Raw genomic sequence first — 26,476 nt, 5'->3', positions numbered from 1 at the left:
AATTTATGCCCCGATTAACTCTTGATTATTACATTTTTAGAAGGAGGACAAAGGTCTTATATTTTCTTTTTAAAAAAAAATATTGCGGGTATTGATTATTTAAAAATATATTTGTATGTCTATAATACGCCTAATAATGATAAGCACAAAACACTCATTACGAGTACGTTACGGAGAAACAGATCCAATGAAATATGTATACTACGGAAATTATGCAGAGTATTTTGAAGTAGCTCGCGTCGAGCTTTTCCGCAGCATAGGAATGTCTTATAATGAGATTGAAAATCAAGGAATTTGGCTTCCTGTATCAGAGTATAAAATTAAGTATTTGCGTCCTGCTTTATACGATCAGCAATTAGAAATCCATACTTATGTGAAAAAAATTCCAGGGGTAAAAATTGAATTTGAGTATGAAATTTACAATGAAGATATGATAAAAATCACGGAAGCCTCTACCACACTTTTCTTTTTGGACGCCAAAACCAATAAAGTGATCAAATGCCCAGACTTTTTAATGGAGCTTATAGAGAAGAGCTGGAACAAGTAACAGATGCGGACGGTTTGATCTCCATCAAGACGTTTAAACCTCAAAATTTAAACCTCGAATGGTTAACATTGAATAATAAGCACTTTTTTCACTACATTTAAAATTCAAATAATATAACAGAGATATAATGAAGATTGCATTTTTAGGCCCGCAGGCGAGTTTTACCCAGCTGGCAGCTACACAGCTTTTCCCCGGTGAGGAGCTTATTCCCCAAACCAATATTCTGGACTGTTTTAAATCGGTTGAGAACGGAGATGTTGACAAGGCAGTGGTTCCTCTGGAAAATTCAATTGAAGGAACAGTTTCCATGACGTTGGATTATTTATACAAGACAGCTGCGATAAAAATTAACGCTGAAGCGGTAATGCCTATTGCCCATCATTTGATGATTCATCCCCATAATGAAGCCGGCGAATTAGAAAAAATTTATTCTCATCCTCAGGCTCTGGCTCAGAGTTTTCACTTTTTAGATACCCATTATAAAGACGTTCAAAAACAAGAGTTTTCATCTACAGCGGCAGCGGCAAAATATGTTTCAGAACATCCTGAACTGAAAAGAGCAGCAGTAGCCAATCAGTTTGCAGCCAATTTATATGGCTTAAAAATTATTAACAGAAATATTCAGGATTTTGAACAAAACCATACTCGTTTTATCATTATATCAAAGATGGATGCTGCTTTCGACAACGAAAGCCTACAAGTTCTTGGTGAAAAATCAAGCCTATTGATTACCCTTCCCGAAGATCATGCGGGGGGGCTACATCAGGTTCTTTCGGTCTTTGCTTGGCGGAAAATGAATCTCAGTAAAATCGAATCCCGTACCCTGAAGACCGGACTTGGGAATTATTTTTTCTTTATCAACGTAGTTGGAAAAGGTCATGAGATACTATTCAAAAATGCTCTGGAAGAATTGAAATCCATCCATGCGAAAGTAGATTTTCTTGGTAATTATAAAGAGTATCTTCTAGACAGCTAAAAACAGAAAACAGATCTTAGCGGATTCACCCCCCGTTAAGATCTGCAATTCAAGCTGAAACTGAACGATTGGGAGCATGAATAACTTCGATAAAAACGAGAAACGGTTTGCTCCGAATACACAAAGCCCATACCAAATTCCCGACATTCCCCCGGCATCAATGATGAAAATGCGTTGAAATTCTTGACATTTTTATCCCCACGCCGATTCTTTTCTTACTCTATTCATTATTTTTTTGACAACTCTTATCTTATTTTTATTTTTTTTGACCAGAAATAGAACAATTATTCACCACATAAAGATTTATAATCGTTTACAGATTCAATACAGGAAAGGGATTTCGTTTTAAACTATTAATAAAAATACACGAATTATAGAATTTTATTAAAAAAATAATGTATTTATAATTAAAATAATCTTACCACATTATATTAATCATTAACATACCAACAACATACAGGCATAATTTTTGATGGTGAATTATTTGAAAACTAATTAAAAAATTTACTCATGAAAGCAACAACCTTTACCCTCATGTTTGCTACAGTTTCAGGCAGTATTTTTGGTCAAGTTGGAATTAACACACCCAATCCCACGGCCACATTGGACATCAATGGCACCTTAAAAATCAGACAAACCCCTGCCGCCCCGGCTCTTCCAGGATACCAGATCCTGGCACTCAATCAGAATACAGGAGGTGATTTTCAGGTAGCACAGGTGAGTCCACAACTCATTGTTGATGCGGTAAGCAGTTCAATTTCCACCTCCGGGATCACTAATACCTCTGTGTATGCTGCCCGGAAGACTTCCGGAATAAGCTTGCTGAACCTGTCACTGTTCCCCACCGGCTTCAGATCAGTAAACTTTTTATCTACGGAAAGAACAGTTGGTACAGCATCTCTATTCTCGGACACCGATTACACGTATACCGTTCCTTCCAACGGTACCTATGCGATAGGATTCAGCTTTCGTTACGGCAGTGGTCTGCAGGCTGAGATCCTCTCTAATGCCCCTGGAATAGGAATTGTAAGAAACAGGGGCGGAGTCGCTACATTGATCGACAATCGTCCCTTCAGTGGTGCCAATCTCGTTCTTTTAAGCCTAACCATTTCCGAAACCAGTATTAACTCCCTTTATACTCTGCAGGCGGGAGATAAGTTATCATTCGGGCTAACCGGATCGACTGCGTTGGCTGTTGGTTTAATCGGATCCAGTATCTCGTCTTTTTATATTTATAAAGTTTCAAACTAGAAAAGACAACCTCTACCTTTTAGTCCATCCCGAGAGGATGGACTTTCTTGTTTATAGCGTACTGATATTGTATTGCTTGATGGTTTTCTATTCCGAGATAAGGCGAATTCACGCAATAAGAACCTTAAAAACACATTCAAAACCGTGTCAAAAAACATAAAAAAACATCTCCCTGTGATGTTCGTATCAGTTTGAATCACTTATAAAACCACGGGTTTTTAACAAGCAATTCGGTACAAATATTTATATTTGATTACTAAAAACGAAATAATGATCAATATCCTCATCATCATAGCTGTCATCATTATTATTTTCATATATGCGAGGCTTTTAAGCAGGATCACCGATCTGGAAAGGAAAGTAGATGGTTTGCTGCGGGAGAAAAACGATACTGCAAATCAGCATCAACTTCATCAGGACACTTCGTCTGACGTATCTTCCACAGAGAAAATACGATCTGAAAGTAACATACCGGACATCAATCCGCAAAAGCAGGCACCCGTTCACGAAAAGCCCCTGCCCTCTCAGAAGGATCGGATGACTCCTGTTTTTGAATTTCTGAAACAAAATGCTTTAACCATTATCGGTATTTTTACCCTTGTTTTAGGAATCGGATATTTTGTAAAATATGCAATAGATAAAAACTGGATTGGTGAAACCCCAAGAGTGGGAATCGGAATTGCAACGGGAGCCATTATTATGATTGTAGGACATTTTCTAAAGAAAAATTACAGTGTCTTTTCATCCATTATTACTGGCGGCGGAATTGCGGTATTATACTTTACGACTACAATTGCATTCAGGGAATATCATCTGTTCACTCAGAACACCGCATTTATCATCACCTGCCTGATCACATTCCTTTCTATTGGGCTTGCTTATTTTTATAAAAGTGAAATTTTAATTATTTTTTCACTTTTTGGTGGTTTCCTTGCCCCATTGATGATCAGTTCAGGACAAAGTAATTATCCATTTCTTTTTACGTACTTAATGGTTTTAAATGTAGGAATGCTAATCATCGCTCTTCTTAAAAATTGGAAAAGTGCAGGATGGATTGCTTTTGTATTTACCAATATCTACCTTTTTTACTGGACAGCTGAAAAGACGGAAATCCTGAGTGTCTATTTTTATATTATCAGCTACATGGTCTTTTACGCTTTTGCATTGCAGGATTATTTCAAGGAAAAAACATTGTCGGTCTCAGATATTCTGATGTTACTTCTCATCAATTTTTCCAGCATCATCGGATTAGTATATACTTTTAATGAGCTTAAATATGAACCTGTCATTATTTTCCCTGTTATCTTTGCTTTAGTAAATTCTATTTTACTGTGTAAAGAATATGGTAAAAAGAATTTCGGAATCTACTACTCTACTTTTTCGGCTATTACCGTGAGTTTAATAACGATAGCGATTGCTCTCCAGTTTAAAACCCATCTCATTACCAGTGTCTGGGCTATTGAAGCCACCCTCCTGTTATTCATCTGGAAAAGAACCGGACACAATATCTTTAAAATATGTTTTTATGTCTTGTTTCCAATGGTCATTATTGCTCAGATCATCACCTGGGGTGAATATTTTACATCGAACAAATTAAACATCGTGTTCAATCCTGTATTCCTGACCAGCACAGTAACTGTTATCACCACACTCTCAAATTTATTTTTGTTAAGAAAATTATTGGAAAATGACGAAAAGGAAAACAGTTTCTTTGAAAACCTTTTTATTATTGCGAGCTACGGAATCATTTATTTTGCCTTATTATTTGAACTTATTTATCATATTTCAGATCAACCGTTCAGCATTATTTTCGGTTCCGCCGTTTTATACAGTATTTATTATATTTTCACCTTACTTCTACTTCGCCGAATTTTTGATATCAGCAAAGAATTCAGAATCGGGCTCATCTATCTTTTTCTGTTTCTTATTGTGATCAATTCTTCCGTTTCAGGTTTGAGTATTATAGAATCTATTATATCAAAAAAAATTGCAAGCTATTTCTACGCGCTCCATCTGCTTTACCTTATTCCCTTTATGATAACGGGTTGGCAAATACTGCCTAAAACAAAATTTTTCAGATCCGGCATTTCCTACTGGGTACTTTCTCTCGCCTTAACATTTGTTGTCAGTTTTGAATTGTATCATTTATATAATATCACCTATTCAAACAGTATTGCAGAATCTTATCAGCTGGAAAAACATTTCAGCATTCTTTATCTGCCTATCATCTGGGCTGTCCTTTCGAGTATATTTATTTATATAGGTTTAAAAAATTCGATTGCAGACCTTAGCAAAGCCGGATTTGCATTGATCGGAATTGTGGTTTTAAAACTCTATGCTTACGATGTATGGCAAATGGACAATGTTTCAAGAATTATTGCATTTATCATTCTGGGAATCATTTTATTATTAAGCTCTTTCACTTTTCAGAGGCTTAAGAACATCATTAAAAACCTGGTCGATAAAAAAGAGAAAGAAACAGCAAATACAGAATCGCAATAAAATCATCAATACGTGATTAATTTTCATTTTAAAGATAAATATTATTCAGACTTTGCAAAAAATAACTATATTTATCCTGTTTTTAATCTTTATACATTCTTCAGATTATGAAAAAAATTTTATATTCCTTTTTGTTATGTTCCTCAACTGTCCTTTTTGCGCAGAAAAATCCTTCCACAAGGTTTGCCGTTGCCAATGATATTGTCGGAACCGTTGACATGTTTACCATCAGAAAAGATATTGTTCAAAGCAAAAGTATTTACAAAACGGCAGCAACTCTTCCTCAAAATCTAAAAAAATACAGCTTTATTGCAGACAAAGGGCTTACAGAAGTGAAAATTAAAGCTGGTTATGAAACCTTGGACCGACTGACGATTTCCCAGCTCAATGAACAGTATCAGTTGCCAAAAGGTCAGCCTGTTCTTATCGACGGCTATGAATTTAGCAATCCGGAAACCGCTGTTTACGGAGACGTTTTAGGAAAAATGGAAGTTAAAGATGATAATGGCAGGAAAACACTATTCATCAGTACTCAGAGATAATTAATCAAGCATATTTCATAAAAAAGATACTCAACCGAGTATCTTTTTTTTTATTTCATACCATTTTGTCTTTGAAATTCCCTTTAAATCATTCAACCCCTGCGGGGTTATACCATCATTAAATACTTCTTCGTCAGGCTTCACCCGACGCTACTAATATTTAACCCCTTCAGGGTTTATTAAGGTAAATTCAAAAAGAAAATAGTATTAATTTGACTGGAAGAAGGAGGAAATTGCATGTTGGAAGTTTATCCTGTCAATGCAAATACGAAAAGCCTTTAAGGTCAAATGATATCATTTATTAAAAAAAATTCGGTGTACAATGACAGTTCTCCACTTGGCTCTTTTTACATTTTACTTTTAACTTTTAAAACCTCTAATACTTGTTGTTCCATTTTTTCTTGAGTTCTTCATAGATCTTTTTCTCGGTTGCATTATTTCCCGGTTGGTACAATTTTACATTTTTAATTTCTTCCGGTAAAAAATCCTGATCTACAAAATTTCCCTCATAAGAATGCGCATATTTATACTCTTTACCGTAATCCAACTCTTTCATCAGTTTTGTCGGGGCATTTCTCAAATGCAGAGGCACAGGCAGATTTCCTGTTTGTTTCACCAAGGCCAATGCTTCATTAATCGCATTGTAGGTGGAGTTACTCTTTGGAGAAACAGCAAGATAAACTGCGGTCTCACTTAAAATAATACGTGCTTCAGGATTCCCGATAACATTGACCGCCTGGAAGCAATTATTGGCAATCACCAGTGCATTCGGATTCGCTAACCCAATATCTTCGGAAGCCAAAATCAACATTCTTCTGGCAATGAATTTAATATCTTCACCTCCGGCAATCATTCTGGCTAACCAATAAACCGTGCCATTCGGGTCGCTTCCCCGCATCGATTTAATGAAGGCAGAGATTATATCATAATGCTGTTCTCCGTTTTTATCATAAAGTGCCATGGTTTCCTGTAGAACTTCCAGCACATCTTCATTGGTGATTTTCTTCTTTTTAGAATTGACGTACTGATTCAAAACAAGTTCCACAGAATTGATCAGTTTTCTCCCGTCCCCACCGGAATATTGTATAAAAGCCTGCTTGTCTGCAATTTCAAAATCTGTTTTTTCATCCTGATTATATCGTTTTAAGGCAATATCGATAAGCTCTTCCAGTTTTTCATACGTTAATGCTTTCAAAATATACACCTGGCTTCTTGAGAGCAAAGCAGAAACCACTTCAAAACTTGGATTTTCGGTGGTGGCTCCAATGAGGACGATCCAGCCTTTTTCAACGGCATGAAGCAGGGAATCCTGTTGGGATTTATTAAAACGGTGAATTTCATCGATAAATAATATCGGTGACTTTCCGGAAAACAGATTCTGTTTTTTGGCATCTTCAATCACATCGCGTACATCTTTCACCCCTGAAGACACGGCCGATAATTTATAAAATTTCCGTCCGGACTTTTCAGAAAGAATCTCTGCTAATGTTGTTTTCCCCGTTCCCGGAGGTCCCCAGAAAATTAATGAATTCAGATTATTATTATCAATCATTTTTCTGATGGTTCCCTTCTCTCCGGTAAGATGCTCCTGCCCCAGCACCTCATCCAGAGTTTTTGGTCTCATTCTTTCGGCTAATGGACTATTCTGACTCAAAATTATTGTTTGATTTAAAGTAAATTTTCAATTAAACTTTTCAGAAATGCAGTAAAAATCACGATTTAAAATCCAAAGAGATAACAAATCGACGAACACCCGGATTTATCCGATGAAACGTGGTTTACATGCCTGAAACTTCTAACAAATTTAAACTAATTTTCAAATTTTTACCCTATTTTTGCAATGTTTTGAAACTTACATTCAATAAAATAATCACTTTTCCTTTGGTAATTCTGATCAAATTTTACCAATGGTTTATCTCGCCTTTACTTCCCAAAAACTGCCGTTATGAGCCTACCTGCTCACATTATATGGTAGAATCTCTGCAAGTGCATGGTGTGTTTAAAGGATTTTGGATGGGGGTCAAAAGAATAGCAAAATGTCATCCCTGGGGAGGAAGCGGCTACGATCCTGTTCCACCCAGAAAAACAAAATCAATCGAATAAAAAATGACAAAAAAAATAGAAATGAACAATATTTTTTTCAGAATCTACCTCGCTGTTTTTGCGTTGATTACGCAGACTATGTTTGCACAAAATTATCCCGGAGGGTTATCGGACGGAACTTTAAAAGTAAATTCAGCGGATGTTCCGGTAAAGATTTATGCAACAACAGAGTTGGGAGATCTGAATGTTTTTCCGGACAGAAAAGTGGATGGAAATGTTTTGGTAATCCTGAATGAATCTAATTTTGAACCGAATTACTATAATTTCAGCGTCTTAACACTGGAAAAATTTAAGACTGCACAGTACCAGTTTTTAGACAAAAATTTTAAATTGATTACGGCTCCTGTAAGTCAGGAAAATATTGATACATTTAAATATGCCGTAAAATCCGGCAAACCCATCACTGCTTCTGACAATGTAGAGCTGGAAACCTCTTTCAAAATATGGGATCCCTCCAAAGGAATCAATCTGTTCGGGTTAACCCTGCATTTTTACAGCTTAATGTTTGTTTTTGCCTTTGGTTTCGGATACATTTTAATGACGAAGATATTCAAAATCGACAATGTCAACCAAAAATATTTAGAGCCTCTTTTCACATGGACATTAATCGGTACGATCTTAGGCGCGAGAATGGGACACGTTATTTTCTATCAGCCTGAATTGTTTAAAGAAGATTTCTGGAGTGTTTTTTTACCGATCAGTACGAAGAACGGGCTCAAATTCACTGGTTTTTCAGGATTAGCGAGCCACGGTGCAACCATCGCATTGATCTTCACGACGCTTTATTATTCATTTAAGATCATTAAGAAAAATCCGTTTTGGGTATACGACCGATTGGGAATTGTAGTGTCTTTGGGCGGTGCATTTGTTCGATTAGGAAATTTCTTCAACTCTGAGATCATCGGGAAGCAGGTAGATCCTAATTCTCCATTCGCGTTACTTTTCCCACAGCAGAGCAGCGAATACGGAATTACAGTTCCCCGTTATCCGTCACAATTATTCGAGGCTTTCGGATACATCTGTTTATTCGTAATTCTTTGGATTCTTTATAGAAAAACCAATAAAAAATATCAGCAGGGATGGCTATTCGGGTTATTCTTTATTATCCTTTGGGCCATCAGATTCTTCGTGGAATTCTTAAAAGAGCCACAGGGAGATGAGTTTATCCAGTTCGGAGGATTAAATACAGGGCAGGTGCTTTCTATTCCTTTTATGATCGCCGGATTTGTGATCATGGCTATTTCTAAAAAGTTTAAAATCACTCAGGCAGAAAATGAAAAACCTGACTAGTGATTATCAGAATATAAAAAAAATCAGATCATAGTGTTTATGATCTGATTTTTTTTATATCAATTACAACTTTACAGTTTCACTTCTGCTTTTTCATTAAGCTCCCCGAAGACCTTCCCAAATTCATTGATAATATCCGTTGAGACCATTGCTTCTTTAGAATACTTTTCGGCAGCATAATCAGCGGCTTTTCCATGAAACCAGACCCCTAAAACGGCAGCTTCCTGCTCAGTATATTTCTGAGCCAAAAATGAAGTGATAATCCCGGTCAGAATATCCCCGCTTCCTCCTTTCGCCAGCCCTGAATTTCCGGTAATATTATAAAAAATCTTTCCTTCAGGTGTCACGATCTGGCTATGATGATCTTTCAACACAATAATAATATCGTGTTCTTTCGCCTTTTTTAGGGCTAATTCAGTTCTTTCAAAAGAATCTTTTGTCGCTCCGAATAACCGTGCAAATTCCTTCGGATGTGGTGTAATGATTGATTTTTCCGGAATTAACTGTAAACCATTTTTAGTTTCAGCAATACAGTTTAAAGCATCCGCATCCAATACCACAGGCCTGGAATGATCTTTCAAAAATTTCAGCAAAGCCTTTTTCGTCTGTTCATCGGTTCCGATTCCCGGGCCGATTCCATAGACCGAATTTTCATCTTCCTCTATCACTTCTATGTGCTGATTACCTCCTTCAACAAACATCGCCTCCGGACATGACGTCTGAAGAATGTCGTAACCACATTTCGGAGCCAGAACAAATGTCAGTCCCGAGCCGGTTTTTAAAGCTGCTTTCGCTGACAAAACAGCCGCTCCCATTTTCCCGTAACTTCCGGCTATGATGGTTGCTTTTCCATACGTACCTTTATGTGAAAAATCGCTTCTTACTTTAAATAGATCTTTTATCTCATCATCGCTGATCACAAAATCATTTGTTTCAGTCTGAGAAATATATTCTTCACTTAAATTAATATTTAAAACCTCAACTTTTCCGGTATATTTTCCCGTTTCGGGATGTAAAAAACTCTTCTTCCACAGCTGAAAACTTAAAGTATAATCAGCCCGTAAAATAGTCGAATTTTCATCTGTGATCTGATCAATAAAAAGCCCTGAAGGAACATCAACCGCAATTTTCACATTTTTCTTTTGATTTAAAAGATCAATCAGATCCTTTAATTCATCTTCAATATTTCTTGAAAGACCAATCCCGAAAAGGGCATCAATAATAATAGTTCTGCTGTCAAAGCGGTAGTTTTCAGCATCCTTGAAGCTCTTAATTAAAATCCCCGAAAGATCCCTTAGCTCTTTCAGATTTTCATTGGCATTGCTTGAATATTTAGATTTGGGATTAATAAAAACATCTACATCGAAACCTTTCTGGTAAAGCATTCTTGCGATCGCAAAACCATCCCCCCCGTTATTCCCGTTTCCGCAAAACACCGCAAAATTTCTATGATTTTTACAGTTCTCAGAAATCCAGTCGACGCAGGATGCCGCTGCTCTCTCCATTAAAAGAATGGAAGGAATAGGCTCATTATTAATAGTATACAAATCACCCTGATGAATTTGTTCTGCTGTGAAAATTTTCATTATTAATTATTTTACTAAATTTAATTATAATTATTCAATTACTAAGAGCCCATTTAAATTTTCAATCTAAAAAACTCATAAAATGTTGAATTTTAAAAATTGAAATTCCTACTTTTGTGTATATACTAATTAAAAAAATATAAATTATGGGATTTGTAAAAGAATTTAAAGAGTTTGCTTTTAAAGGCAATGTGCTTGATCTGGCTGTTGCTGTGATCATCGGGGGCGCATTTGGAAAAATTGTTTCTTCTTTGGTGGAGGATGTTATTACTCCATTACTACTGAACCCTGCTTTGAAAGCTGCCGGCGCGGAAAACATTTCAAAATTATCATGGAATGGGGTGACCTACGGAAATTTTCTCTCTGCCGTTATCAGTTTTTTATGTATCGCCATGGTTCTTTTCTGGCTTGTAAAGGGGGCGAGCAAAGTTATTAAGAAAGAGGAAGCACCTGCTGCTCCTGCCGGACCTACTGAAGACCAAAAATTATTAATGGAAATCAGAGATTTGCTTAAAAATAAAAATACTATCTAAAATAATAAAACCACCTCGCTCTGAGATGGTTTTTATTTTATATTAACCTGATCTGCATTAGCTGATCTGTAAAATACTCGTGATCTGTTCTGCCAAGGAAAGCCCGATTCTGTCCTGCGCTTCCAGTGTAGATGCTCCTGTGTGGGGCGTTAGAGAGATTTTAGAATGGTTCAGAATTTCTTTTGAAGGCGTTGGTTCGTTAATGAAAACATCCAACCCTGCAAATTTCACTTTTCCTGAGTCCAACGCTTCAATTAATGCAGCTTCATCTATCACACCACCTCTTGAGCAGTTAACGATCGCCACGCCATCCTTCATGATATCGAATTCATTCTTTCCGATCATATATCCGTCTTTCTGAGCCGGAACGTGAAGCGTGATAAAATCAGAATGCTTCAATACCTCCTGAAGCGGTTCTGTTTCGATATCAACATTGATGAACTGGTTATTGTAGAAAGTCACTTTAATGCTTGCTCTTCCCACATTATTATCAGCGGCAATCACCCGCATACCAAGGCCTAAAGCGATTTTTGCGACTTCCTGCCCTATTCTTCCCATTCCAACAATACCGATCGTTTTACCTTTCAATTCGATACCTGCAGCATACGCTTTTTTCAAGCCTGCAAATTCAGTATCACCTACCAAAGGCATTTTTCTGTTCGAATCCTGTAAAAATCTTGCCCCTGAAAATAAATGGGCAAATACCAGCTCAGCAACCGATTCCGAAGAAGCAGACGGCGTATTGATCACATGGATCCCTTTTTCTCTTGCATAATCTACATCAATATTATCCATCCCAACACCTCCTCTGCCGATGATCTCGATAGAAGGGCAATTATCAATAATATCTTTTCTCACCTTTGTCGCACTGCGCACCAAAATAGTACGGATTTTGTGCTCATTAATGTAATCTACCAAAGATTCCTGAGGAACCTTCGTGGTAATTACCTCAAATCCTTTCTCCGTTAATGCATCAATTCCAGATTGATCTAAGCCGTCGTTTGCTAAAACTTTCATAAAATTTTTTATCGATTTAAAAATTAAAAAGATTAAACAATTAAATATTACTCACGGTAAAATTTAATCGTTTAATCTTTACACTAAATTTTTTATTCTTCTTTAAATACTTCAATAGTAACCTGCTTTTCTACAAGATCTGTAAATTTGCCTTTGTATCTTGTGGCTCTTACCAAATGATTATCAATCCAGTGATAATTTCCGCCTCTTGGCTTTCCGCATAATACGCTGTGGTATTTGAAGCCATGCTTATCCAACCAATCAATTGTAACTTGTTTTAAATTTTCAGTTCTGGAAGTGAAAAAACAAATCTGGTGGCCTTCGTCATACCATCTGTTGATGGTTTCCAACGCATCCGGAAAAGGTTCACAGGTAACCATTCTTTCAGGTTCTTCGTTCGGAACGTCTTCAGTAATGGTTCCGTCAATATCGATCAAGTAGTTCTTTACTCCGTCCTTAAGAATTGGACTAATGTGTTCTATGTACTCTAATTCCATCGTTAAAAATTGAACAGCAAAGTTACAGTTTTTACATTAAAAGATGGTCGAAAACTTTCTATTAATTTAATTTTTAAACTAAAACTTATTATTTAAAGAATAAAATCATGTTGATGCTTGTCATTTTTATAATTTTAGTTGAAAATATACTTTAGATCTTTTCGTCAAAAAAAACAGCACGACTTGTCTACCCTTAAAACAAACACTGCAATTGGAAGACTAAAACAATGATGTTTCACCAAAAATTTCCAAAATACATTTATTAAACTTACATTTGTAGAAATGGAAGAATTCGTAGTTTTAGTGAACCCTCAGGACAGCGTTTTAGGCGTAATGGAAAAACAGCAGGCACACATTAACGGCTTATTACACCGTGCTTTTTCTATTTTTTTGTTTAATGAAAGAGGCGAAATGCTTTTACAGCAAAGAGCCGATGAAAAATATCACTCACCATTGAAATGGACCAATGCCGTCTGCTCGCATCCCAGAAACGGGGAAACCTATCTCGATGCTGCCAACCGAAGATTAAAAGAGGAATTGGGAATTGAAACAGAGCTTTCAGAAAAGTTCCATTTTATTTATAAAACCGATGTCGGGGGCGGACTTTGGGAACACGAACTGGATCATGTTTTTACAGGAAATTTTAATGCTGAATTTAATTTAAACAAAAATGAAGTGGCAGCCGTAAGATATATTTCCTTTGAAGATCTTGACAAAGAACTTACAGAAAATCCTGATAACTTCACCGAATGGTTTAAGATTATTTTAGCTGAATATAAACATCATTTTTAGGATAATGAAGAAATTATTAGTCGCTTTTGCATTTTTGTTAGCATCTTTTTCATTTGCTCAAAAATCTACGGTATTTGATACAGCCAACTACTCTATCAACGTTCCGGATGGCTGGAAAACGACTAATGACAGTGATATCATCAATATTTTCCCTTCCGGTGAAATGGGCGCTATTACCATTTCTGAATATCACGATCTTGCCCTTCCTAAAGAGGAGACCAAAAAATTCATTCTCGCCCTTTATAAATCCACTGATGACGAAAATAAAGTGAAAAGCAGCAAAGGAAAAAAAGGGTATACCGAATATTTTTATGAATACCTCGATGAAAAAGAAAAACTCTTTTGGGTCACCAAAGTTTTCCAAAAAGATAAAGACCTGTATTTAATTTCCATTAATTGTAACCCAAAATACTGGAATGGTCATTATATGATGCTTTTCAACGAAGCCTTTAACAGTTTTAAAATAAAGAAATAGAAATAAATTTAAATATGAAGAAAACAGCCTTGTACGACAAACACGTTTCTTTGGGAGCTAAAATCGTACCTTTTGCAGGTTTTGAAATGCCTGTGCAGTATTCCGGAGTGACTGAAGAACATTTTGCCGTAAGAGAAAAAGCAGGATTGTTCGATGTTTCTCACATGGGACAGTTTTTTATTGAAGGTCCCGGTTCTAAAGAGCTTTTACAGTTGGTTACAACCAACAATGTAGATGCTCTGGAAAACGGAAAGGCACAATATTCTTGTCTACCCAACGAAAACGGAGGAATTGTAGATGATTTGATCGTTTATAAAATGGCAGACGAAAAATATTTTGTGGTGGTAAACGCTTCAAATATTGATAAAGACTGGAATCATATTTCAAAATACAACACTTTTGGAGCAAAAATGACGAATGCGTCCGACGATATGTCTTTATTGGCTGTTCAGGGTCCGAAAGCAACTGAAATTCTTCAGAAATTAACAGAAACTAACCTTTCTGAGATCCCTTACTATCACTTTACAGTAGGTTCTGTTGCGGGAGTGAGCGATATTATTATTTCAAACACTGGCTACACAGGAAGCGGTGGTTTTGAGATTTATTTTAACAATGATGCTGCAGAAAAATTGTGGGATGCCATCATCGAAGCGGGTGCTGAAGAAGGAATTATTCCTTGCGGATTGGCTGCCAGAGATACTTTGAGACTTGAAAAAGGATTCTGTCTTTACGGAAACGATATCGACGATACCACTTCTCCGATTGAAGCCGGATTAGGCTGGATCACAAAATTCGATAAAGATTTTGTATCTAAAGATACTTTCGCAAAACAGAAAGAAGAAGGCGTTACCAGAAAACTGGTTGCGTTTGAATTGACAGATAAAGGAGTTCCAAGACACGATTATCCTGTTGTGGATTCAGAAGGAAACGTGATCGGAAAAGTAACTTCAGGAACTCAGTCTCCGATGAAAAAAGTAGGTTTAGGTCTTGCTTATGTAGACAAGCCTCACTTCAAATTGGGTTCTGAGATCTTTATCCAGGTAAGAAATAAAAATATTCCTGCAAAAGTGGTGAAAGCTCCTTTTGTATAATTGAATATTGCTTAAAATAGAAAAACCGTCTTGTCAATTTTACGAGACGGTTTTTTTATATTATGAAAAATTATAAATTTGATTTGAAAATAAAGATGTAATGTGCGACTTTACGAAAGGTATAAAATTGTGTATTTGTAATGGAGATAAGATAAAATATAGACAACAAGATACTTATAAAAAAGTAAAAGGAGAGCTTATTAAAATTCCTAACAAAAAAAATGACAGTATTCCTTTAATTTATATTTGGCATTTGTGGAAACATATAGGTGTTGACAAAAGCAATTCAATGATTGGTCAGTATATCTTTCCAACCGAAGATATTGGCAATGGTCTAAATGCTGAATGGATCACCTTAAACTTAAATTGTGAGAACTGTTTTGATTTTGAATACACTCCTACTGAAGGCGATAATTTGTATATAACCCAAAATGTTGAACTATCTTTCTACATTTCATTTATTTTTAAAAATGGAGAATGGACGGCTGATCATTATAGTCCTTTCTCAGACATTACAGAACTTATATCCACTGGTAAAATTATTGAACCATAAAAGAAAAAACCTCATTAGTTTTAAAATCTATGAGGTTTTATTTATATTTCAAAACTGGTGATAATTAACTAAACTCCAAAAAACTCCCTCAAAGCCTCAACATTCTTTTTATCATTTCCTACGAAAATTTCTTTATCAGTAATAAAAACAGGACGCTTCAAAAATGTGTAATGATCTAATAATAATTCTTTAAAATCTTTTTCTGTCAAAGATTTCACATCCAGTTCTCTTAATTTTATCTGAGTCGATTTCTTACTAAATAAGGCTTCATAAGATTTTGTTTTATCATACATTTCAGCCAGTTCCTCTTCCGTGATCGGTTCTTTTCTGATTTCTCTCTTTTCCCAATCTGATAAATCGAATTGTGCTAAAATCTTTCTGCAAGTATCGCAGGTATTTAGGTGAAAAACTTTCTTCATAATTAAATTTTAAACCTCAAAATTAAGGCTAAATAAGAGATTCTGAAAATTATTAAATATCTTTATTGAAATTTAAAAAAAATGGAGAATAAACCTATCACTTTTCAGTTTATTTCAGAGCCTTCCGATGTGAACTACGGAGGAAATGTACATGGAGGAAGCGTAATGAAATGGATCGATCAGGCAGGTTATGCGTGTGCGACTACTTGGAGTGGAAATTATTCCGTAACCGTTTATGTTGGCGGAATACGTTTCTACGAACCCATTAAAATCGGGGAAATTGTAAAGGTAGAAGCTCAGGTAATTTATACGGGGTCTTCGAGTATGCATATTTCCATCAATGTATTTTCCAGAAATCTGAAACAACCGAAATTCGATAAGAAAACCCATTGTATCATTGTTTTTGTAGCAGTTGATGAAAATGGAAAAAAACTTCCCGTTCCAAAATGGATTCCTGATACCGAGGAAGACCGACAAAAAGAGAAATATGCCATTCGCCTGATGGAACTTCGTACCCAGATTGAAGATGAAATGAAACCTTTTTTATAGTGTGAAGACATACTGTTGTGAATTTGGTGGATTTTTAGTTGAGAGATGATAAGATGATTGACTGAGAGATGATAGATAATAGACGGATAGATAGATAGATAGATAGATAGATAGATAGATAGATAGATAGATGGATGGGTTGTTGTTATTGTTTTTCTATTATTCAAAAATGCAGGTATTTAATACGGGATTACGGATGATTTGATTTAAAATTATCCCTATATTTGTGCTGTAAAAGGAAATGGTGTTCTTCCTTACCCAACCGCCTCGTTTCAAAACGAGACTGATGACGCCTGATTAATAGATTATTAACAAATAACTAATCAGGAGAATTATGCCTAAACATCAACGAACCCTTAGAGCAAAAACGGTTTTTTATACTCAATTTTTTTTCAGAAAATATCCCGCGCTGCCTTATATTGCGAAATGGCTTTGCATCAGTTTTATTATTGGCGCTTTGGTAGGAACGGCTTCGGCAGGCTTTTTACAGTCATTGGAATGGGCAACTCAGTTTCGGGAAAACCATATCTGGATCATTGCTTTTTTACCGGTTGCCGGATTTCTCGTTGGACTTCTCTATTATTATTTCGGGAAAAATGTGGAAGCCGGAAATAATCTTTTGATTGAAAATATTCACGAACCAAAGGAAATTATTCCTTTCAAAATGGCTCCTTTTGTTTACTTGGGGACCATTATTACTCACCTTTTTGGAGGTTCTGCCGGTCGTGAAGGGACGGCATTACAAATGGCTGGCGCAATTGCTGATCAGCTGACCAAGCCTTTCAGATTAGATCAAAATGAAAGAAGGATTTTAATCATTTCAGCGATTGCTGCCGGATTTGGCTCTGTTTTCGGAACTCCGTTAGCGGGAGCTGTTTTCGGACTTGAAGTTTTTCTGATCGGTAAAATCCGTTACAATGCCATTTTTCCGGCTTTTGCCTCTGCTATTTTAGCCAATTGGGCGACCAACCTGTGGAATGTAAAACACACCCATTATCACATTGATTTTATTCCTAAGCTTGAATTTTTGCCAATAATTTACAGTATTCTGGCGGGAATTGCCTTCGGAGTCTGTGCTGCAGCTTTCAGCAGAGGCATTCATTGGGCCGGTTCTGTTTTTAAATCTAAAATTAAATATCCTCCCCTGCGCCCCGTTATTGGCGGAACGCTCGTTGCACTTGCTGTTTTTGCGATGGGAACCACAAGATATATCGGCCTGGGAATTCCAACGATTGTGGAATCTTTTGATACACAACTTCCTTTATCTGATTTTGCCTTAAAAATGATCTTTACCATCGTAACGCTCGCCGCAGGATTTAAAGGTGGCGAGGTAACGCCGCTATTCTTTATTGGAGCTACTTTGGGAAGCGCTTTATCCTTAATTATTCCACTTCCGTTTGGACTATTGGCAGGAATGGGTTTTGTGGCTGTTTTCGCGGGAGCCACCAACACTCCCCTCGCCTGTATGCTGATGGGCATTGAATTATTCGGTTCCGAAAGTGGCGTTTATATTGCCATTGCCTGTATTGTTTCTTATTTGCTTTCGGGAAATAACAGTATTTACACTCGACAGAAAATCGGTCAGGCAAAAAATCGTAGATTTGATCATCTTAATGATAAAAGTTTTTCTGATCTGTAAAAACCGGTTGTTGGTTAGGTCAAACGCATGAAACAATGATTTATTATAGTTGAGATTTTCAATAGAAACGGACTTTAGTCCGTTTTCAATAAAGTAGATACCGATTGGCTTCAGCCAAAACTTAAAACTTTACTACTAATTCAAGGATATTCCATTTATTTGTGAAGTAAATGAAGCCAAGAGGTCTTAATTATCCTGAATATTTATTTTGACGCCAAGTTTTATTTTAATTATTCGAATATTAAGTGAGCAAAGAAGAATCAACAAGTTGATTTGATGAAGCGATCGCACTAGCCATGCAGCTTTTCAATTGCCACTTTTCTTTGCTCCCTTACAATAAAATACAGAGGGTATAAAACCTTTGCGTTTACTATTTTCATCAGTTTACCCTAGTTATTGGTTGATAGTTGCTGGTTGTTAATGTAAGATTCGTAATTTTATGAAAACTAAGAACTATCAACCATCAACCAGAAATATGTTCGATTATAGATTAAAAGTTTTTCACACGGTAGCTTCGAGACTGAGTTTTACCAAAGCGGCGGATGAATTGAGCATCAGTCAGCCGGCCGTAACCAAACATATCAAGGAAATTGAAAATCAGCTGAACACCAAATTATTTGATCGAAAAGGAACTTCTATACAGCTTACCCAAAGCGGTACAATTCTATTGGGCTACGCTGAAAAAATAAGGAACGTTTATCGCGATCTGGAATTTGAAATCAATCAGGTGAATAAGCAACATAAAGGCAAATTAATTATCGGTGCGAGTACGACTGTTGCCCAATATATTTTACCTGAAATCTTAGCCAAATTTCATTCGTATTATAAAGATATTAAGATCGAACTGATCACGAACAATACTGAAAATATTTCGTCACTTTTACAAAATGGTAAAATAGACCTTGGATTTACTGAAGGAGAATCTCAATCTTCTTTATTTGAATACAAGCCTTTCAAACCTGACGAAATTGTATTGGTAGCCAGGGCTCATCATCAAATGATCAATAAAAATGTAAGCATAAAAGATGTATACAATTTAGAGTTGATTTTCAGAGAACAGGGCTCCGGATCTTTGGAATTTATTCAAAACAGATTAAAAGACAGCGGAATTGACATTGAAAAACTGAATATCGTGATGCAACTGGGAAGCAGCGAAAGTATTAAAAACTACCTCCTACATTCTGATTGCATGGCCTTTTTATCCATTTCCACCATTTTAAATGAGCTGAAAAACAAAACACTCAGCATCATAGATATCAAAAACTTCAGTATAGAAAGGGATTTTCATTGTATCCTTCCAAAAGGAGAGCAATCCGAATTGATACGGCTATTCTTACAATTCATCAGCAGGATTTAGAAGTAAAACCACCTAATCATAACTAAAAGTTATTACAAATAACAAAATACAATTTACTTTGTAATAATAATTTACGGAATTTTGAACTCATCAATTAAAATTCCACACATGAAAATTTTTAATCATAATACGACATTACAAAAGTTCTTTTTCATTGCAATGAGTATCGTATGTCTTACCCCATTCGTTTCCTCTCCTATTGCTCTGTTATTAGGATTCGGATTGGCTCTGATCATTGGAAATCCATTTGAGAAGTACCTGCATCATTATATTCACCTCCTGTTACAAATCTCTATTGTGGGGTTAGGTTTTGGTTTAAAACTCAATGAAGCATTACAGGCGGGTAAAACCGGATTTATATTAACCATCATTAGTATTTCGACCATTATGATCTTAGGTTATTTTCTTGGAAAGTTTTTCAAACTCGAAAGACCTTTATCCTATTTGATCTCCGTCGGGACAGCAATTTGTGGCGGAAGCGCCATTGCAGCCACTTCTCCGATCATCAAACCAAGTACAAAACAGATTTCTTTAGCCTTAGCAATCATTTTTACACTTAATTCCATCGCTTTGTTTGTATATCCTGCTATTGGCCATTGGCTGCACCTTTCGCAGGAGCAATTCGGGCTATGGTGTGCCATTGGAATTCATGATACGAGTTCTGTGGTCGGCGCGGCAAGTAAGTACGGAAATGAGGCCTTAAAAGTGGCGACAACGGTAAAATTAGCGAGAGCGCTGTGGATTATTCCGGTTTCTCTATTAACCATGTTTATTTTTAAAAACAAAGAGTCCAAAATTAAAATCCCATGGTTTATCGGATATTTTATCATGGCAATCTTGCTGAATACGTACTTCCCGTTTTTTGATCAGTTCAGCTCTGTAATAACCGTTCTGGCGAAGTCAGGATTAAACCTGACCTTATTTTTTATCGGTTCCACACTATCACTTCAAACTTTGAAAGCAATTGGATTAAAACCTTTAGGAATTGCTATTTTTCTTTGGGTATTTATCAGCGTAGGAAGTCTTCTTTTTATTATGAATTAAATTTTGACACGAAACCGATTAAAGCATTTCTGAAAAATATTGACAATTGCAAAAACCTTCTGGAATTCCGGAAGGTTTTTGCGTATTAAATGTGGAAATGTTTATTTCTAATCGAAATAATTCTGTTTAAGCATCAGACTTAGCAGGTAATTACTCCCGGACATCCGATGTATTGTGTGCAGTATTTCGGACCTGTAACGGCTCCTGTACAACTGCATCCGCAAAGCGAAAGATCCGGAGTGATAACCCCTCCCGTGATTTCTTTTAAATCGCTTTTGCCTAATTTCTTAGCATTGTTCAAAATGTTTTGTGACATGTGATTTGGTTTTGAGATTAAACAATATAGTTTGGTTACATTTCAAAGTTAAACAAATATTAATTATTCAACACATAATTTAATATTAAATTATATAATTAATTTATTATGTTGTACTTATTAACTCTATAACGGAAAAAGAATGCTAAATATTTCTTAAACAAATCATATTTATTCCCAAAATGGTTATTTAAATAGAGTTCGGGAAAAGAATCGAGCTGGAAGCTCAATAGGTTCTTTATTTTTTATGACAACAAATACGTTCTAAGAAAACGCGGGAATTTTGATTTTTTATCGGATCAACTCCAAAACTTTGGGATTTGGCAAAAAATTTAGATCGCTAGGAAATTAAAATAGGGGGTTTATTTCTATTTCTCACGGATTTCCCAGATGATATTGTTGATTTTCTTTGCTTCACCTTCCCGGTCTTTTATAAGTGAAATCGAAGATTATCTTCTTTCAGTCGATGAATGATATTTCAACGGAGTCAAACTGCTTGGGGAGCCTTGGTGTTCAATATGTAAAGGGTAAGGAAAAATCTGTATCATTTGCAAAATCTGCGAGAGTAACAAAAAACGTTCTGATGAGTTAAACTTTTTGCTTAGTCCCCAAGTTTTGCGCTTGATCCTATATAACCTCCAGCATCCATTACATAGACCAGCCTATTATCCCCAATTCCGGTTATTTCATCTTACCATTTTAACCACAAAAAAAGCCTTCCAATTTCTTGAAAGGCTTTTATTATTTTAGTTGAGATTATCTTGCGATGTTTACCGCTCTTGTCTCTCTGATTACTGTTACTTTTACCTGTCCAGGATACGTCAGTTCGTTTTGGATCTTTTCTGAAATATCGTAAGATAACTGAGAAGCTACTTCATCATTCACCTTTCCGCTTTCAACCATAACCCTTAATTCTCTACCCGCCTGAATGGCATACGCTGAAGATACTCCTTCGAAGCTTAAAGCAGCCGATTCAAGATCTTTTAATCTTTGGATATATGATTCCAGAACCTGTCTTCTTGCTCCCGGTCTCGCTCCTGAGATGGCATCAGCCACCTGAATGATCGGAGACAATAGAGAGGTCATTTCTACCTCGTCGTGGTGAGCTCCAATAGCATTGATAACCTCAGGATTTTCACCATATTTTTCAGCCCACTGCATACCTAATAAAGCGTGAGGAAGTTCAGATTCCTGCTCAGGAACTTTACCGATATCGTGTAATAAACCTGCTCTTTTCGCTAATTTTACGTTTAAGCCTAGTTCTGCAGCCATTGTTGCCGCAATATTTGCTACTTCTCTTGAGTGCTGTAGTAGGTTTTGTCCGTATGAAGAACGATACTTCATTCTACCTACGATTTTGATCAATTCCGGGTGTAATCCGTGGATTCCCAAATCGATGATCGTTCTTTTACCCACCTCGATGATTTCCTCCTCGATTTGTTTTCTTGTTTTTTCAACAACTTCTTCAATTCTCGCAGGGTGGATTCTACCGTCTGTAACCAGTCTGTGAAGAGACAATCTCGCGATCTCCCTTCTTACCGGATCGAAACATGAAAGAAGAATAGCTTCCGGGGTATCATCAACGATGATCTCAACACCGGTAACCGCTTCCAAAGCACGGATATTTCTACCTTCTCTACCGATAATTCTACCTTTAACCTCATCAGATTCGATATTAAATACCGATACTGAATTTTCAATCGCCTGCTCGGTTCCAATTCTCTGAATCGTCTGAATAACGATTTTTCTCGCTTCTCCTTTAGCATTCAGTTGCGCTTCTTCCATAATGCTCTGAACGTGTGCCTGAGCTCTTGTTTTAGCTTCTGCTTTTAAAGACTCTACCAGCTCGGCTTTTGCTTCCTCGGCAGAATAATTGGAGATTTTTTCTAAAATCTCAACCTTTTTAGCAGTTGCCAAATCCAAATCATGCTGTTTTTTTCCTAAAACCTCTGTTTTTTTAGCGTAATCAGCAATTTGTTTATCCAGATCTCTTTCAAGTTTTCCGGTTTTACTGAGTTCATCATTCAGCTTATGTTCCTTATCCTTGATTCTCTTCTCCACCTCCTGCATTTTCTTTTCACGAGACTGAATGTCTGAGTCATGCTGAGATTTCAGCTCAAGAAATTTTTCTTTTGCCTGCAGATTCTTTTCTTTTTTTATGGATTCAGCTTGTACATTAGCTTTTTCTATAAGGTTTTCGGCATTCTTCTTTGCATCATCTATTATAAATTTTGCTTTGGTATTCAGTGAGCTTTTCGAGAAAAGAATCCCGATTACGGCTCCGATTACCAAACAAATAACGCCGACTATAATGGCTGTTGTCATAATCTATATTGAGTTTTAATTGTCTTTATATCCTTCTAATAAATAAAAAAGCCCACAATAATCCAGAGATTGAGAGTAAACTCCTAATCAACACGATTTGAACTGATTTCCATTGTCTGTAATCCGATAAATCGGCACGCCATTCAATGGACATTTGTTCGGTAATTGTTTAGCGTTGAGTTTACCTTTAATGTGTTAGAATTATTGTAGGCAGCTTGTTACGGAAAAAAAATCTATTTCCGCTATTTTTCATTCAGCGACTGATTTATTTTTTCTAATCTGTCGTTGGTAGCATGTATTGTTTTATCGTAGTTCGCAGACACCACTTCGGCATTGGTTCCCAGTTTCAGGGCACACATGGCCAAAGCATCCTGTTTGTCTCTCACATCGAAATTCTGTTCAAAATCTTTAATCATACTTTCAATTTGCTTCCCTACCTTACGCAAAGTTTCCTCCTCTGCTGCCGGTACGTTCAGCGGATATACCCTTCCTGCAATGTTGACGGTTATTCTTCTTACCTCCATTATAATCCACTGTTTTGAAGCTGTGCAATACAGAAATCAATCTCTTTCACCAACCGGTTGATATGACTCTTCATCAATCGGTTATGCTCAGGATTTCCTGATATTGCTGAGTAAAGTTTTATATTTTTTTGCTCTTCTGCTAATACCTGACCTTTTTTTCTCTCTTCATCATATCTTTTCTTCAGGTCTTCATGCTCAATACTTAATTCTGAAAATTTTTCAGTAAGATTTTTGTAGTTTTTCTGTAAAATCAAAATCTTTTTCTCTAATTCTGAAAAATTGTTTTCTAAATCTTGAAGCATTTCAGGTTTGTATATTCTAACTATTAGCAAAAATAACAAAATAAAAATACTAACAAAAATAAAAAGCCTTATATTTTGCACAACAATAAAAAAGGAGATGCTTTTCGCACCTCCTCTGTATTTTTAAGTCTACTTTTTTTATTCAAATTTCAGGACGAACATAACCGCTCTTGTCTGAAGGGTCGACATCGCTGAAGTCCAGTACGGAGGAGTCGCAGCATTATCTGCTACAATCTCATTATTCATAATGAATGTACCTCTGATGGCCGGTGTCAACTTAAACTTATTAAAGTAAAGCTGGATCCCCAATTCTGCAGACCAGGCAAAGTTATGTGTCGTAGATCTGAAAACCTGCTGAAGATTGTCATCCGTAGAATCCGCATTCGACTGAAGATTGACAATATAATTTACCCCTGCCGCTACGTAAGGTCTTGAGTTATACCATCGGTGACCGTGCAGTTCCAGCATGACAGGGATATCCACCAATGTGGATTTGATCTGTCTGATTTTATCTTTTTCTGTTAACGCAATCGGTGTGAATGCAGGAGTAGTCAAAGTACCATTTTGATAAAAGTCATTAGACTGCGTATTAAAGTGCAGCTCTCTCTGACCAAATTGTAAGCCCGGTTCCAATCTTACATCCAGATAATCGTTCAGTCTCCACTTAGCGATAAGACCCGCCCCGAAGCTGTAGCTTTCTTTAGATGTCACAAGATTTTGGTTATCCTTCATACCGTATGTAGGGTTAAGAACAATACGGTAGTCTAGTTTATTACCATTCAGATAAAAACCCCAACTGAACTTCTGCTCATCAAATTCTTCCAATTTGTCCATTCTGTTTCGGGTTCTGAATTGCGCGTTGGCAAACATTGCAATATTTACTGAGGCTAAAACCAGTGCTCTTAATAAAAATTTATTCATAGGTTACTTTGTTGCTTTATAAATTGTGGCTATACCTAAACTTAGTTTTTTATATTCAACTTTTTTAAATCCTGTATCCAAAAGAATTTGCTTCATCTTTTCCCCGAAAGGAAATGCATTTACAGAATCCGGAAGGTATGTATACGCCCTATTATCTTTGGAAACCAGCCTGCCTATTGCCGGCAGAATGTTTTTGAAATAAAACATATACAATGGCCCCATCAACCCCTCAACCTTTGAAAACTCCAGTATATAAACACTCTTGTTATCTTTAACTACTCTTCTTAACTCTGCTAAACCTTTTTTAAGATTTTCAAAATTCCTTACTCCAAATGCAACGGAAACAGCATCAAATCTATTGTCCTCGAAAGGTAAATTTTCTGCATCGCCCTTTTGCATGGAAATTTTGCCGTCTAAATTAAGTTTTTTTATTTTAATAACGCCAACATTTAACATTTGTTGCGATAAATCTAAACCAATTACTTTTGCGTTGGTTCCTTTTTCAATGGTGATGGCAAGATCTCCCGTTCCAGTAGCCACATCCAGCACTTCCTGAGGGTTATCATTTTTCATCATTTTCACCAATTTATTTCTCCATAAAACATCAATTTTCAGAGATAAAACACGATTCAGAAGATCATATTTTGGTGCAATATTGTCGAACATATCCTCTACCTGGCTCTTCTTAGTAGCATCAGAATTGTAGGGAGTAACTTTGGTAATATCTTTTGTCAAAACTTAAAACTTGTAATATTCTTTATAATAATTAAGGTAATCCTGTTTTCTGAAGATTTTTGATCGAGACTCCACCTGCTGAATATTCTTGATCACTTTATCATAATCCTCATTGACATTATAATAAAAATCTTCACTGTATAATTTGTTGAAGTGTTTTGCACCTCCGAAATACGTTTTTCCGTCGATTGTGGTTTTATCAAGTGCCAAAAGTAATGAATCTTTTTTAAGATTGTACCCGTAATACTGATCATTAATATAATAATCCTGATGCGCAATATTCAAAAGACCGCGGATCTTGTTCACTTCAAACGCGGAATCGTACAATAATTTCTTATGCTCATCGAATACTTTAATTGAATTTTTTCCCATCTTCAGATCTACATCTACAAACTGTCCGGCAGAGACAACCCCCTCGGAACCATTGTTGATTTTATAGTAATATGTATTGGGAGTAGGATTATCTACTACATAATAATTCTTTTTGGCTAAAAAAAAGAAGTAGATTCCAAAGGCAACGAAAAATACCACAACTGCAATAATTAAACCTTTCAAAGACGGATTATTTTTCATAGACGGTAAAGTACATT

General features: G+C 36.2%; 28 protein-coding genes and 1 riboswitch. Of the genes, 16 read left to right on the top strand and 12 right to left on the bottom strand.

All coding sequences use genetic code 11. The annotated features are described in order from the left end of the window. The first annotated feature begins 136 nt into the window (after positions 1-136). The 5 genes from VUJ46_RS22940 (at position 137) to VUJ46_RS22920 (ending at position 5,818) form a co-directional block, all read left to right on the top strand. Positions 137-547, top strand: a complete 411-nt coding sequence (locus VUJ46_RS22940; protein ID WP_326982967.1) for an acyl-CoA thioesterase — start codon at positions 137-139, stop codon at positions 545-547. Between the two features lie 127 nt (positions 548-674). Beyond that, positions 675-1,523, top strand: a complete 849-nt coding sequence (gene pheA / locus VUJ46_RS22935) for a prephenate dehydratase (protein WP_326982966.1) — start codon at positions 675-677, stop codon at positions 1,521-1,523. 603 nt (positions 1,524-2,126) lie between these two features. Next, positions 2,127-2,774: a hypothetical protein gene (locus tag VUJ46_RS22930; RefSeq protein WP_326982965.1), complete on the top strand. Its 648-nt coding sequence runs from the start codon at positions 2,127-2,129 to the stop codon at positions 2,772-2,774. Positions 2,775-3,044: 270 nt separating this feature from the next. Next, positions 3,045-5,276 carry a DUF2339 domain-containing protein gene (locus VUJ46_RS22925; protein ID WP_326982964.1) on the top strand — a complete coding sequence of 744 codons (2,232 nt, stop codon included), beginning with the start codon at positions 3,045-3,047 and terminating at the stop codon, positions 5,274-5,276. A 107-nt stretch (positions 5,277-5,383) separates the two neighbouring features. Then, positions 5,384-5,818: a hypothetical protein gene (locus tag VUJ46_RS22920; RefSeq protein WP_326982963.1), complete on the top strand. Its 435-nt coding sequence runs from the start codon at positions 5,384-5,386 to the stop codon at positions 5,816-5,818. Positions 5,819-6,194: 376 nt separating this feature from the next. Here VUJ46_RS22920 and VUJ46_RS22915 read toward each other — a convergent pair whose 3' ends face one another. Next, positions 6,195-7,472 carry a replication-associated recombination protein A gene (locus VUJ46_RS22915; protein ID WP_326982962.1) on the bottom strand — a complete coding sequence of 426 codons (1,278 nt, stop codon included), beginning with the start codon at positions 7,470-7,472 and terminating at the stop codon, positions 6,195-6,197. A 191-nt stretch (positions 7,473-7,663) separates the two neighbouring features. Between VUJ46_RS22915 and yidD the strand changes: the two genes are divergently transcribed. Both yidD and lgt read left to right on the top strand, forming a co-directional pair. Further along, positions 7,664-7,921, top strand: coding sequence for a membrane protein insertion efficiency factor YidD (yidD, locus tag VUJ46_RS22910; RefSeq protein WP_326982961.1), 258 nt, complete (start codon positions 7,664-7,666; stop codon positions 7,919-7,921). A gap of 423 nt (positions 7,922-8,344) precedes the next feature. Further along, complete coding sequence (gene lgt, locus VUJ46_RS22905; protein ID WP_442784962.1) at positions 8,345-9,211, top strand: prolipoprotein diacylglyceryl transferase; 867 nt, start codon at positions 8,345-8,347, stop codon at positions 9,209-9,211. Positions 9,212-9,282: 71 nt separating this feature from the next. Here lgt and VUJ46_RS22900 read toward each other — a convergent pair whose 3' ends face one another. Then, complete coding sequence (locus tag VUJ46_RS22900) at positions 9,283-10,797, bottom strand: NAD(P)H-hydrate dehydratase (RefSeq protein WP_326982960.1); 1,515 nt, start codon at positions 10,795-10,797, stop codon at positions 9,283-9,285. 146 nt (positions 10,798-10,943) lie between these two features. Here VUJ46_RS22900 and mscL point away from each other — a divergent pair, with 146 nt between their 5' ends. After that, positions 10,944-11,330, top strand: a complete 387-nt coding sequence (gene mscL, locus VUJ46_RS22895; protein ID WP_326982959.1) for a large conductance mechanosensitive channel protein MscL — start codon at positions 10,944-10,946, stop codon at positions 11,328-11,330. 57 nt (positions 11,331-11,387) lie between these two features. Here the strand turns inward: mscL and VUJ46_RS22890 are convergent, their stop codons facing one another. Continuing rightward, positions 11,388-12,347 carry a D-2-hydroxyacid dehydrogenase gene (locus VUJ46_RS22890; RefSeq protein WP_326982958.1) on the bottom strand — a complete coding sequence of 320 codons (960 nt, stop codon included), beginning with the start codon at positions 12,345-12,347 and terminating at the stop codon, positions 11,388-11,390. A 92-nt stretch (positions 12,348-12,439) separates the two neighbouring features. Then, complete coding sequence (locus VUJ46_RS22885; protein WP_326982957.1) at positions 12,440-12,844, bottom strand: LNS2 domain-containing protein; 405 nt, start codon at positions 12,842-12,844, stop codon at positions 12,440-12,442. A gap of 282 nt (positions 12,845-13,126) precedes the next feature. Here VUJ46_RS22885 and idi point away from each other — a divergent pair, with 282 nt between their 5' ends. The 4 genes from idi to VUJ46_RS22865 all read left to right on the top strand — a co-directional run bounded on the left by idi (position 13,127) and on the right by VUJ46_RS22865 (position 15,755). Next, positions 13,127-13,636 carry an isopentenyl-diphosphate Delta-isomerase gene (idi, locus tag VUJ46_RS22880; protein ID WP_326982956.1) on the top strand — a complete coding sequence of 170 codons (510 nt, stop codon included), beginning with the start codon at positions 13,127-13,129 and terminating at the stop codon, positions 13,634-13,636. A 4-nt stretch (positions 13,637-13,640) separates the two neighbouring features. After that, complete coding sequence (locus tag VUJ46_RS22875) at positions 13,641-14,111, top strand: hypothetical protein (RefSeq protein ID WP_326982955.1); 471 nt, start codon at positions 13,641-13,643, stop codon at positions 14,109-14,111. A gap of 14 nt (positions 14,112-14,125) precedes the next feature. After that, positions 14,126-15,202, top strand: coding sequence for a glycine cleavage system aminomethyltransferase GcvT (gene gcvT, locus VUJ46_RS22870; protein WP_326982954.1), 1,077 nt, complete (start codon positions 14,126-14,128; stop codon positions 15,200-15,202). A 100-nt stretch (positions 15,203-15,302) separates the two neighbouring features. Further along, complete coding sequence (locus VUJ46_RS22865; RefSeq protein WP_326982953.1) at positions 15,303-15,755, top strand: hypothetical protein; 453 nt, start codon at positions 15,303-15,305, stop codon at positions 15,753-15,755. 68 nt (positions 15,756-15,823) lie between these two features. Here the strand turns inward: VUJ46_RS22865 and VUJ46_RS22860 are convergent, their stop codons facing one another. Then, the gene (locus tag VUJ46_RS22860; protein WP_326982952.1) at positions 15,824-16,174 is read right to left on the bottom strand and encodes an arsenate reductase family protein; all 351 of its coding nucleotides are present in this window, start codon (positions 16,172-16,174) and stop codon (positions 15,824-15,826) included. An 81-nt stretch (positions 16,175-16,255) separates the two neighbouring features. Here VUJ46_RS22860 and VUJ46_RS22855 point away from each other — a divergent pair, with 81 nt between their 5' ends. The 4 genes from VUJ46_RS22855 to VUJ46_RS22840 all read left to right on the top strand — a co-directional run bounded on the left by VUJ46_RS22855 (position 16,256) and on the right by VUJ46_RS22840 (position 20,763). Further along, positions 16,256-16,723: an acyl-CoA thioesterase gene (locus VUJ46_RS22855; protein WP_326982951.1), complete on the top strand. Its 468-nt coding sequence runs from the start codon at positions 16,256-16,258 to the stop codon at positions 16,721-16,723. Positions 16,724-16,951: 228 nt separating this feature from the next. Next, positions 16,952-17,026: riboswitch (Fluoride riboswitch) on the top strand. A gap of 31 nt (positions 17,027-17,057) precedes the next feature. Beyond that, positions 17,058-18,362 (top strand): voltage-gated chloride channel family protein, encoded by a 1,305-nt coding sequence (locus tag VUJ46_RS22850; protein ID WP_326982950.1) that lies wholly within the window; start codon positions 17,058-17,060, stop codon positions 18,360-18,362. Positions 18,363-18,801: 439 nt separating this feature from the next. After that, the gene (locus tag VUJ46_RS22845; RefSeq protein ID WP_326982949.1) at positions 18,802-19,719 is read left to right on the top strand and encodes a LysR substrate-binding domain-containing protein; all 918 of its coding nucleotides are present in this window, start codon (positions 18,802-18,804) and stop codon (positions 19,717-19,719) included. A gap of 108 nt (positions 19,720-19,827) precedes the next feature. Further along, positions 19,828-20,763, top strand: coding sequence for a YeiH family protein (locus tag VUJ46_RS22840; RefSeq protein ID WP_326982948.1), 936 nt, complete (start codon positions 19,828-19,830; stop codon positions 20,761-20,763). Positions 20,764-20,902: 139 nt separating this feature from the next. Here VUJ46_RS22840 and VUJ46_RS22835 read toward each other — a convergent pair whose 3' ends face one another. The 7 genes from VUJ46_RS22835 to VUJ46_RS22805 form a co-directional block, all read right to left on the bottom strand. Next, a complete protein-coding gene (locus VUJ46_RS22835; RefSeq protein WP_326982947.1) occupies positions 20,903-21,079 on the bottom strand; it encodes a hypothetical protein in 177 nt (58 codons plus the stop codon). Between the two features lie 756 nt (positions 21,080-21,835). After that, positions 21,836-23,404 carry a ribonuclease Y gene (gene rny / locus VUJ46_RS22830; protein WP_326982946.1) on the bottom strand — a complete coding sequence of 523 codons (1,569 nt, stop codon included), beginning with the start codon at positions 23,402-23,404 and terminating at the stop codon, positions 21,836-21,838. 242 nt (positions 23,405-23,646) lie between these two features. Then, entirely contained in the window at positions 23,647-23,928 is a 282-nt protein-coding gene (locus VUJ46_RS22825; RefSeq protein ID WP_326982945.1) for a cell division protein ZapA, read from the bottom strand. Beyond that, a complete protein-coding gene (locus tag VUJ46_RS22820) occupies positions 23,928-24,230 on the bottom strand; it encodes a hypothetical protein (RefSeq protein ID WP_326982944.1) in 303 nt (100 codons plus the stop codon). The genes VUJ46_RS22825 and VUJ46_RS22820 overlap by 1 nt, the downstream gene beginning before the upstream one ends. A gap of 138 nt (positions 24,231-24,368) precedes the next feature. After that, entirely contained in the window at positions 24,369-25,151 is a 783-nt protein-coding gene (gene porT / locus VUJ46_RS22815) for a type IX secretion/gliding motility protein PorT/SprT (protein ID WP_326982943.1), read from the bottom strand. A gap of 3 nt (positions 25,152-25,154) precedes the next feature. After that, positions 25,155-25,886: a bifunctional demethylmenaquinone methyltransferase/2-methoxy-6-polyprenyl-1,4-benzoquinol methylase UbiE gene (ubiE, locus tag VUJ46_RS22810; protein ID WP_267405465.1), complete on the bottom strand. Its 732-nt coding sequence runs from the start codon at positions 25,884-25,886 to the stop codon at positions 25,155-25,157. A 3-nt stretch (positions 25,887-25,889) separates the two neighbouring features. Beyond that, positions 25,890-26,459: a hypothetical protein gene (locus tag VUJ46_RS22805; protein WP_326982942.1), complete on the bottom strand. Its 570-nt coding sequence runs from the start codon at positions 26,457-26,459 to the stop codon at positions 25,890-25,892. Between the last annotated feature and the right edge of the window lie 17 nt (positions 26,460-26,476).

Source organism: Chryseobacterium sp. MYb264 (assembly GCF_035974275.1).
Lineage (GTDB): Bacteria > Bacteroidota > Bacteroidia > Flavobacteriales > Weeksellaceae > Chryseobacterium.
Note: the sequence above shows the minus strand (reverse complement) of the source record. Positions and strands in the feature narration are given on the sequence as shown.

Excerpts from the sequence above, each read along its gene's own strand:
- VUJ46_RS22940 (WP_326982967.1), top strand. The coding sequence starts at position 137 with ATGATAAGCACAAAACACTCATTACGAGTACGTTACGGAGAAACAGAT.
- pheA (WP_326982966.1), top strand. The coding sequence starts at position 675 with ATGAAGATTGCATTTTTAGGCCCGCAGGCGAGTTTTACCCAGCTGGCA.
- VUJ46_RS22925 (WP_326982964.1), top strand. The coding sequence starts at position 3,045 with ATGATCAATATCCTCATCATCATAGCTGTCATCATTATTATTTTCATA.
- VUJ46_RS22920 (WP_326982963.1), top strand. The coding sequence starts at position 5,384 with ATGAAAAAAATTTTATATTCCTTTTTGTTATGTTCCTCAACTGTCCTT.
- VUJ46_RS22900 (WP_326982960.1), bottom strand. The coding sequence starts at position 10,797 with ATGAAAATTTTCACAGCAGAACAAATTCATCAGGGTGATTTGTATACT.
- mscL (WP_326982959.1), top strand. The coding sequence starts at position 10,944 with ATGGGATTTGTAAAAGAATTTAAAGAGTTTGCTTTTAAAGGCAATGTG.
- VUJ46_RS22890 (WP_326982958.1), bottom strand. The coding sequence starts at position 12,347 with ATGAAAGTTTTAGCAAACGACGGCTTAGATCAATCTGGAATTGATGCA.
- VUJ46_RS22885 (WP_326982957.1), bottom strand. The coding sequence starts at position 12,844 with ATGGAATTAGAGTACATAGAACACATTAGTCCAATTCTTAAGGACGGA.
- idi (WP_326982956.1), top strand. The coding sequence starts at position 13,127 with ATGGAAGAATTCGTAGTTTTAGTGAACCCTCAGGACAGCGTTTTAGGC.
- VUJ46_RS22875 (WP_326982955.1), top strand. The coding sequence starts at position 13,641 with ATGAAGAAATTATTAGTCGCTTTTGCATTTTTGTTAGCATCTTTTTCA.
- gcvT (WP_326982954.1), top strand. The coding sequence starts at position 14,126 with ATGAAGAAAACAGCCTTGTACGACAAACACGTTTCTTTGGGAGCTAAA.
- VUJ46_RS22865 (WP_326982953.1), top strand. The coding sequence starts at position 15,303 with ATGTGCGACTTTACGAAAGGTATAAAATTGTGTATTTGTAATGGAGAT.
- VUJ46_RS22860 (WP_326982952.1), bottom strand. The coding sequence starts at position 16,174 with ATGAAGAAAGTTTTTCACCTAAATACCTGCGATACTTGCAGAAAGATT.
- VUJ46_RS22855 (WP_326982951.1), top strand. The coding sequence starts at position 16,256 with ATGGAGAATAAACCTATCACTTTTCAGTTTATTTCAGAGCCTTCCGAT.
- VUJ46_RS22850 (WP_326982950.1), top strand. The coding sequence starts at position 17,058 with ATGCCTAAACATCAACGAACCCTTAGAGCAAAAACGGTTTTTTATACT.
- VUJ46_RS22845 (WP_326982949.1), top strand. The coding sequence starts at position 18,802 with ATGAAAACTAAGAACTATCAACCATCAACCAGAAATATGTTCGATTAT.
- VUJ46_RS22840 (WP_326982948.1), top strand. The coding sequence starts at position 19,828 with ATGAAAATTTTTAATCATAATACGACATTACAAAAGTTCTTTTTCATT.
- VUJ46_RS22835 (WP_326982947.1), bottom strand. The coding sequence starts at position 21,079 with ATGTCACAAAACATTTTGAACAATGCTAAGAAATTAGGCAAAAGCGAT.
- rny (WP_326982946.1), bottom strand. The coding sequence starts at position 23,404 with ATGACAACAGCCATTATAGTCGGCGTTATTTGTTTGGTAATCGGAGCC.
- VUJ46_RS22825 (WP_326982945.1), bottom strand. The coding sequence starts at position 23,928 with ATGGAGGTAAGAAGAATAACCGTCAACATTGCAGGAAGGGTATATCCG.
- VUJ46_RS22820 (WP_326982944.1), bottom strand. The coding sequence starts at position 24,230 with ATGCTTCAAGATTTAGAAAACAATTTTTCAGAATTAGAGAAAAAGATT.
- porT (WP_326982943.1), bottom strand. The coding sequence starts at position 25,151 with ATGAATAAATTTTTATTAAGAGCACTGGTTTTAGCCTCAGTAAATATT.
- VUJ46_RS22805 (WP_326982942.1), bottom strand. The coding sequence starts at position 26,459 with ATGAAAAATAATCCGTCTTTGAAAGGTTTAATTATTGCAGTTGTGGTA.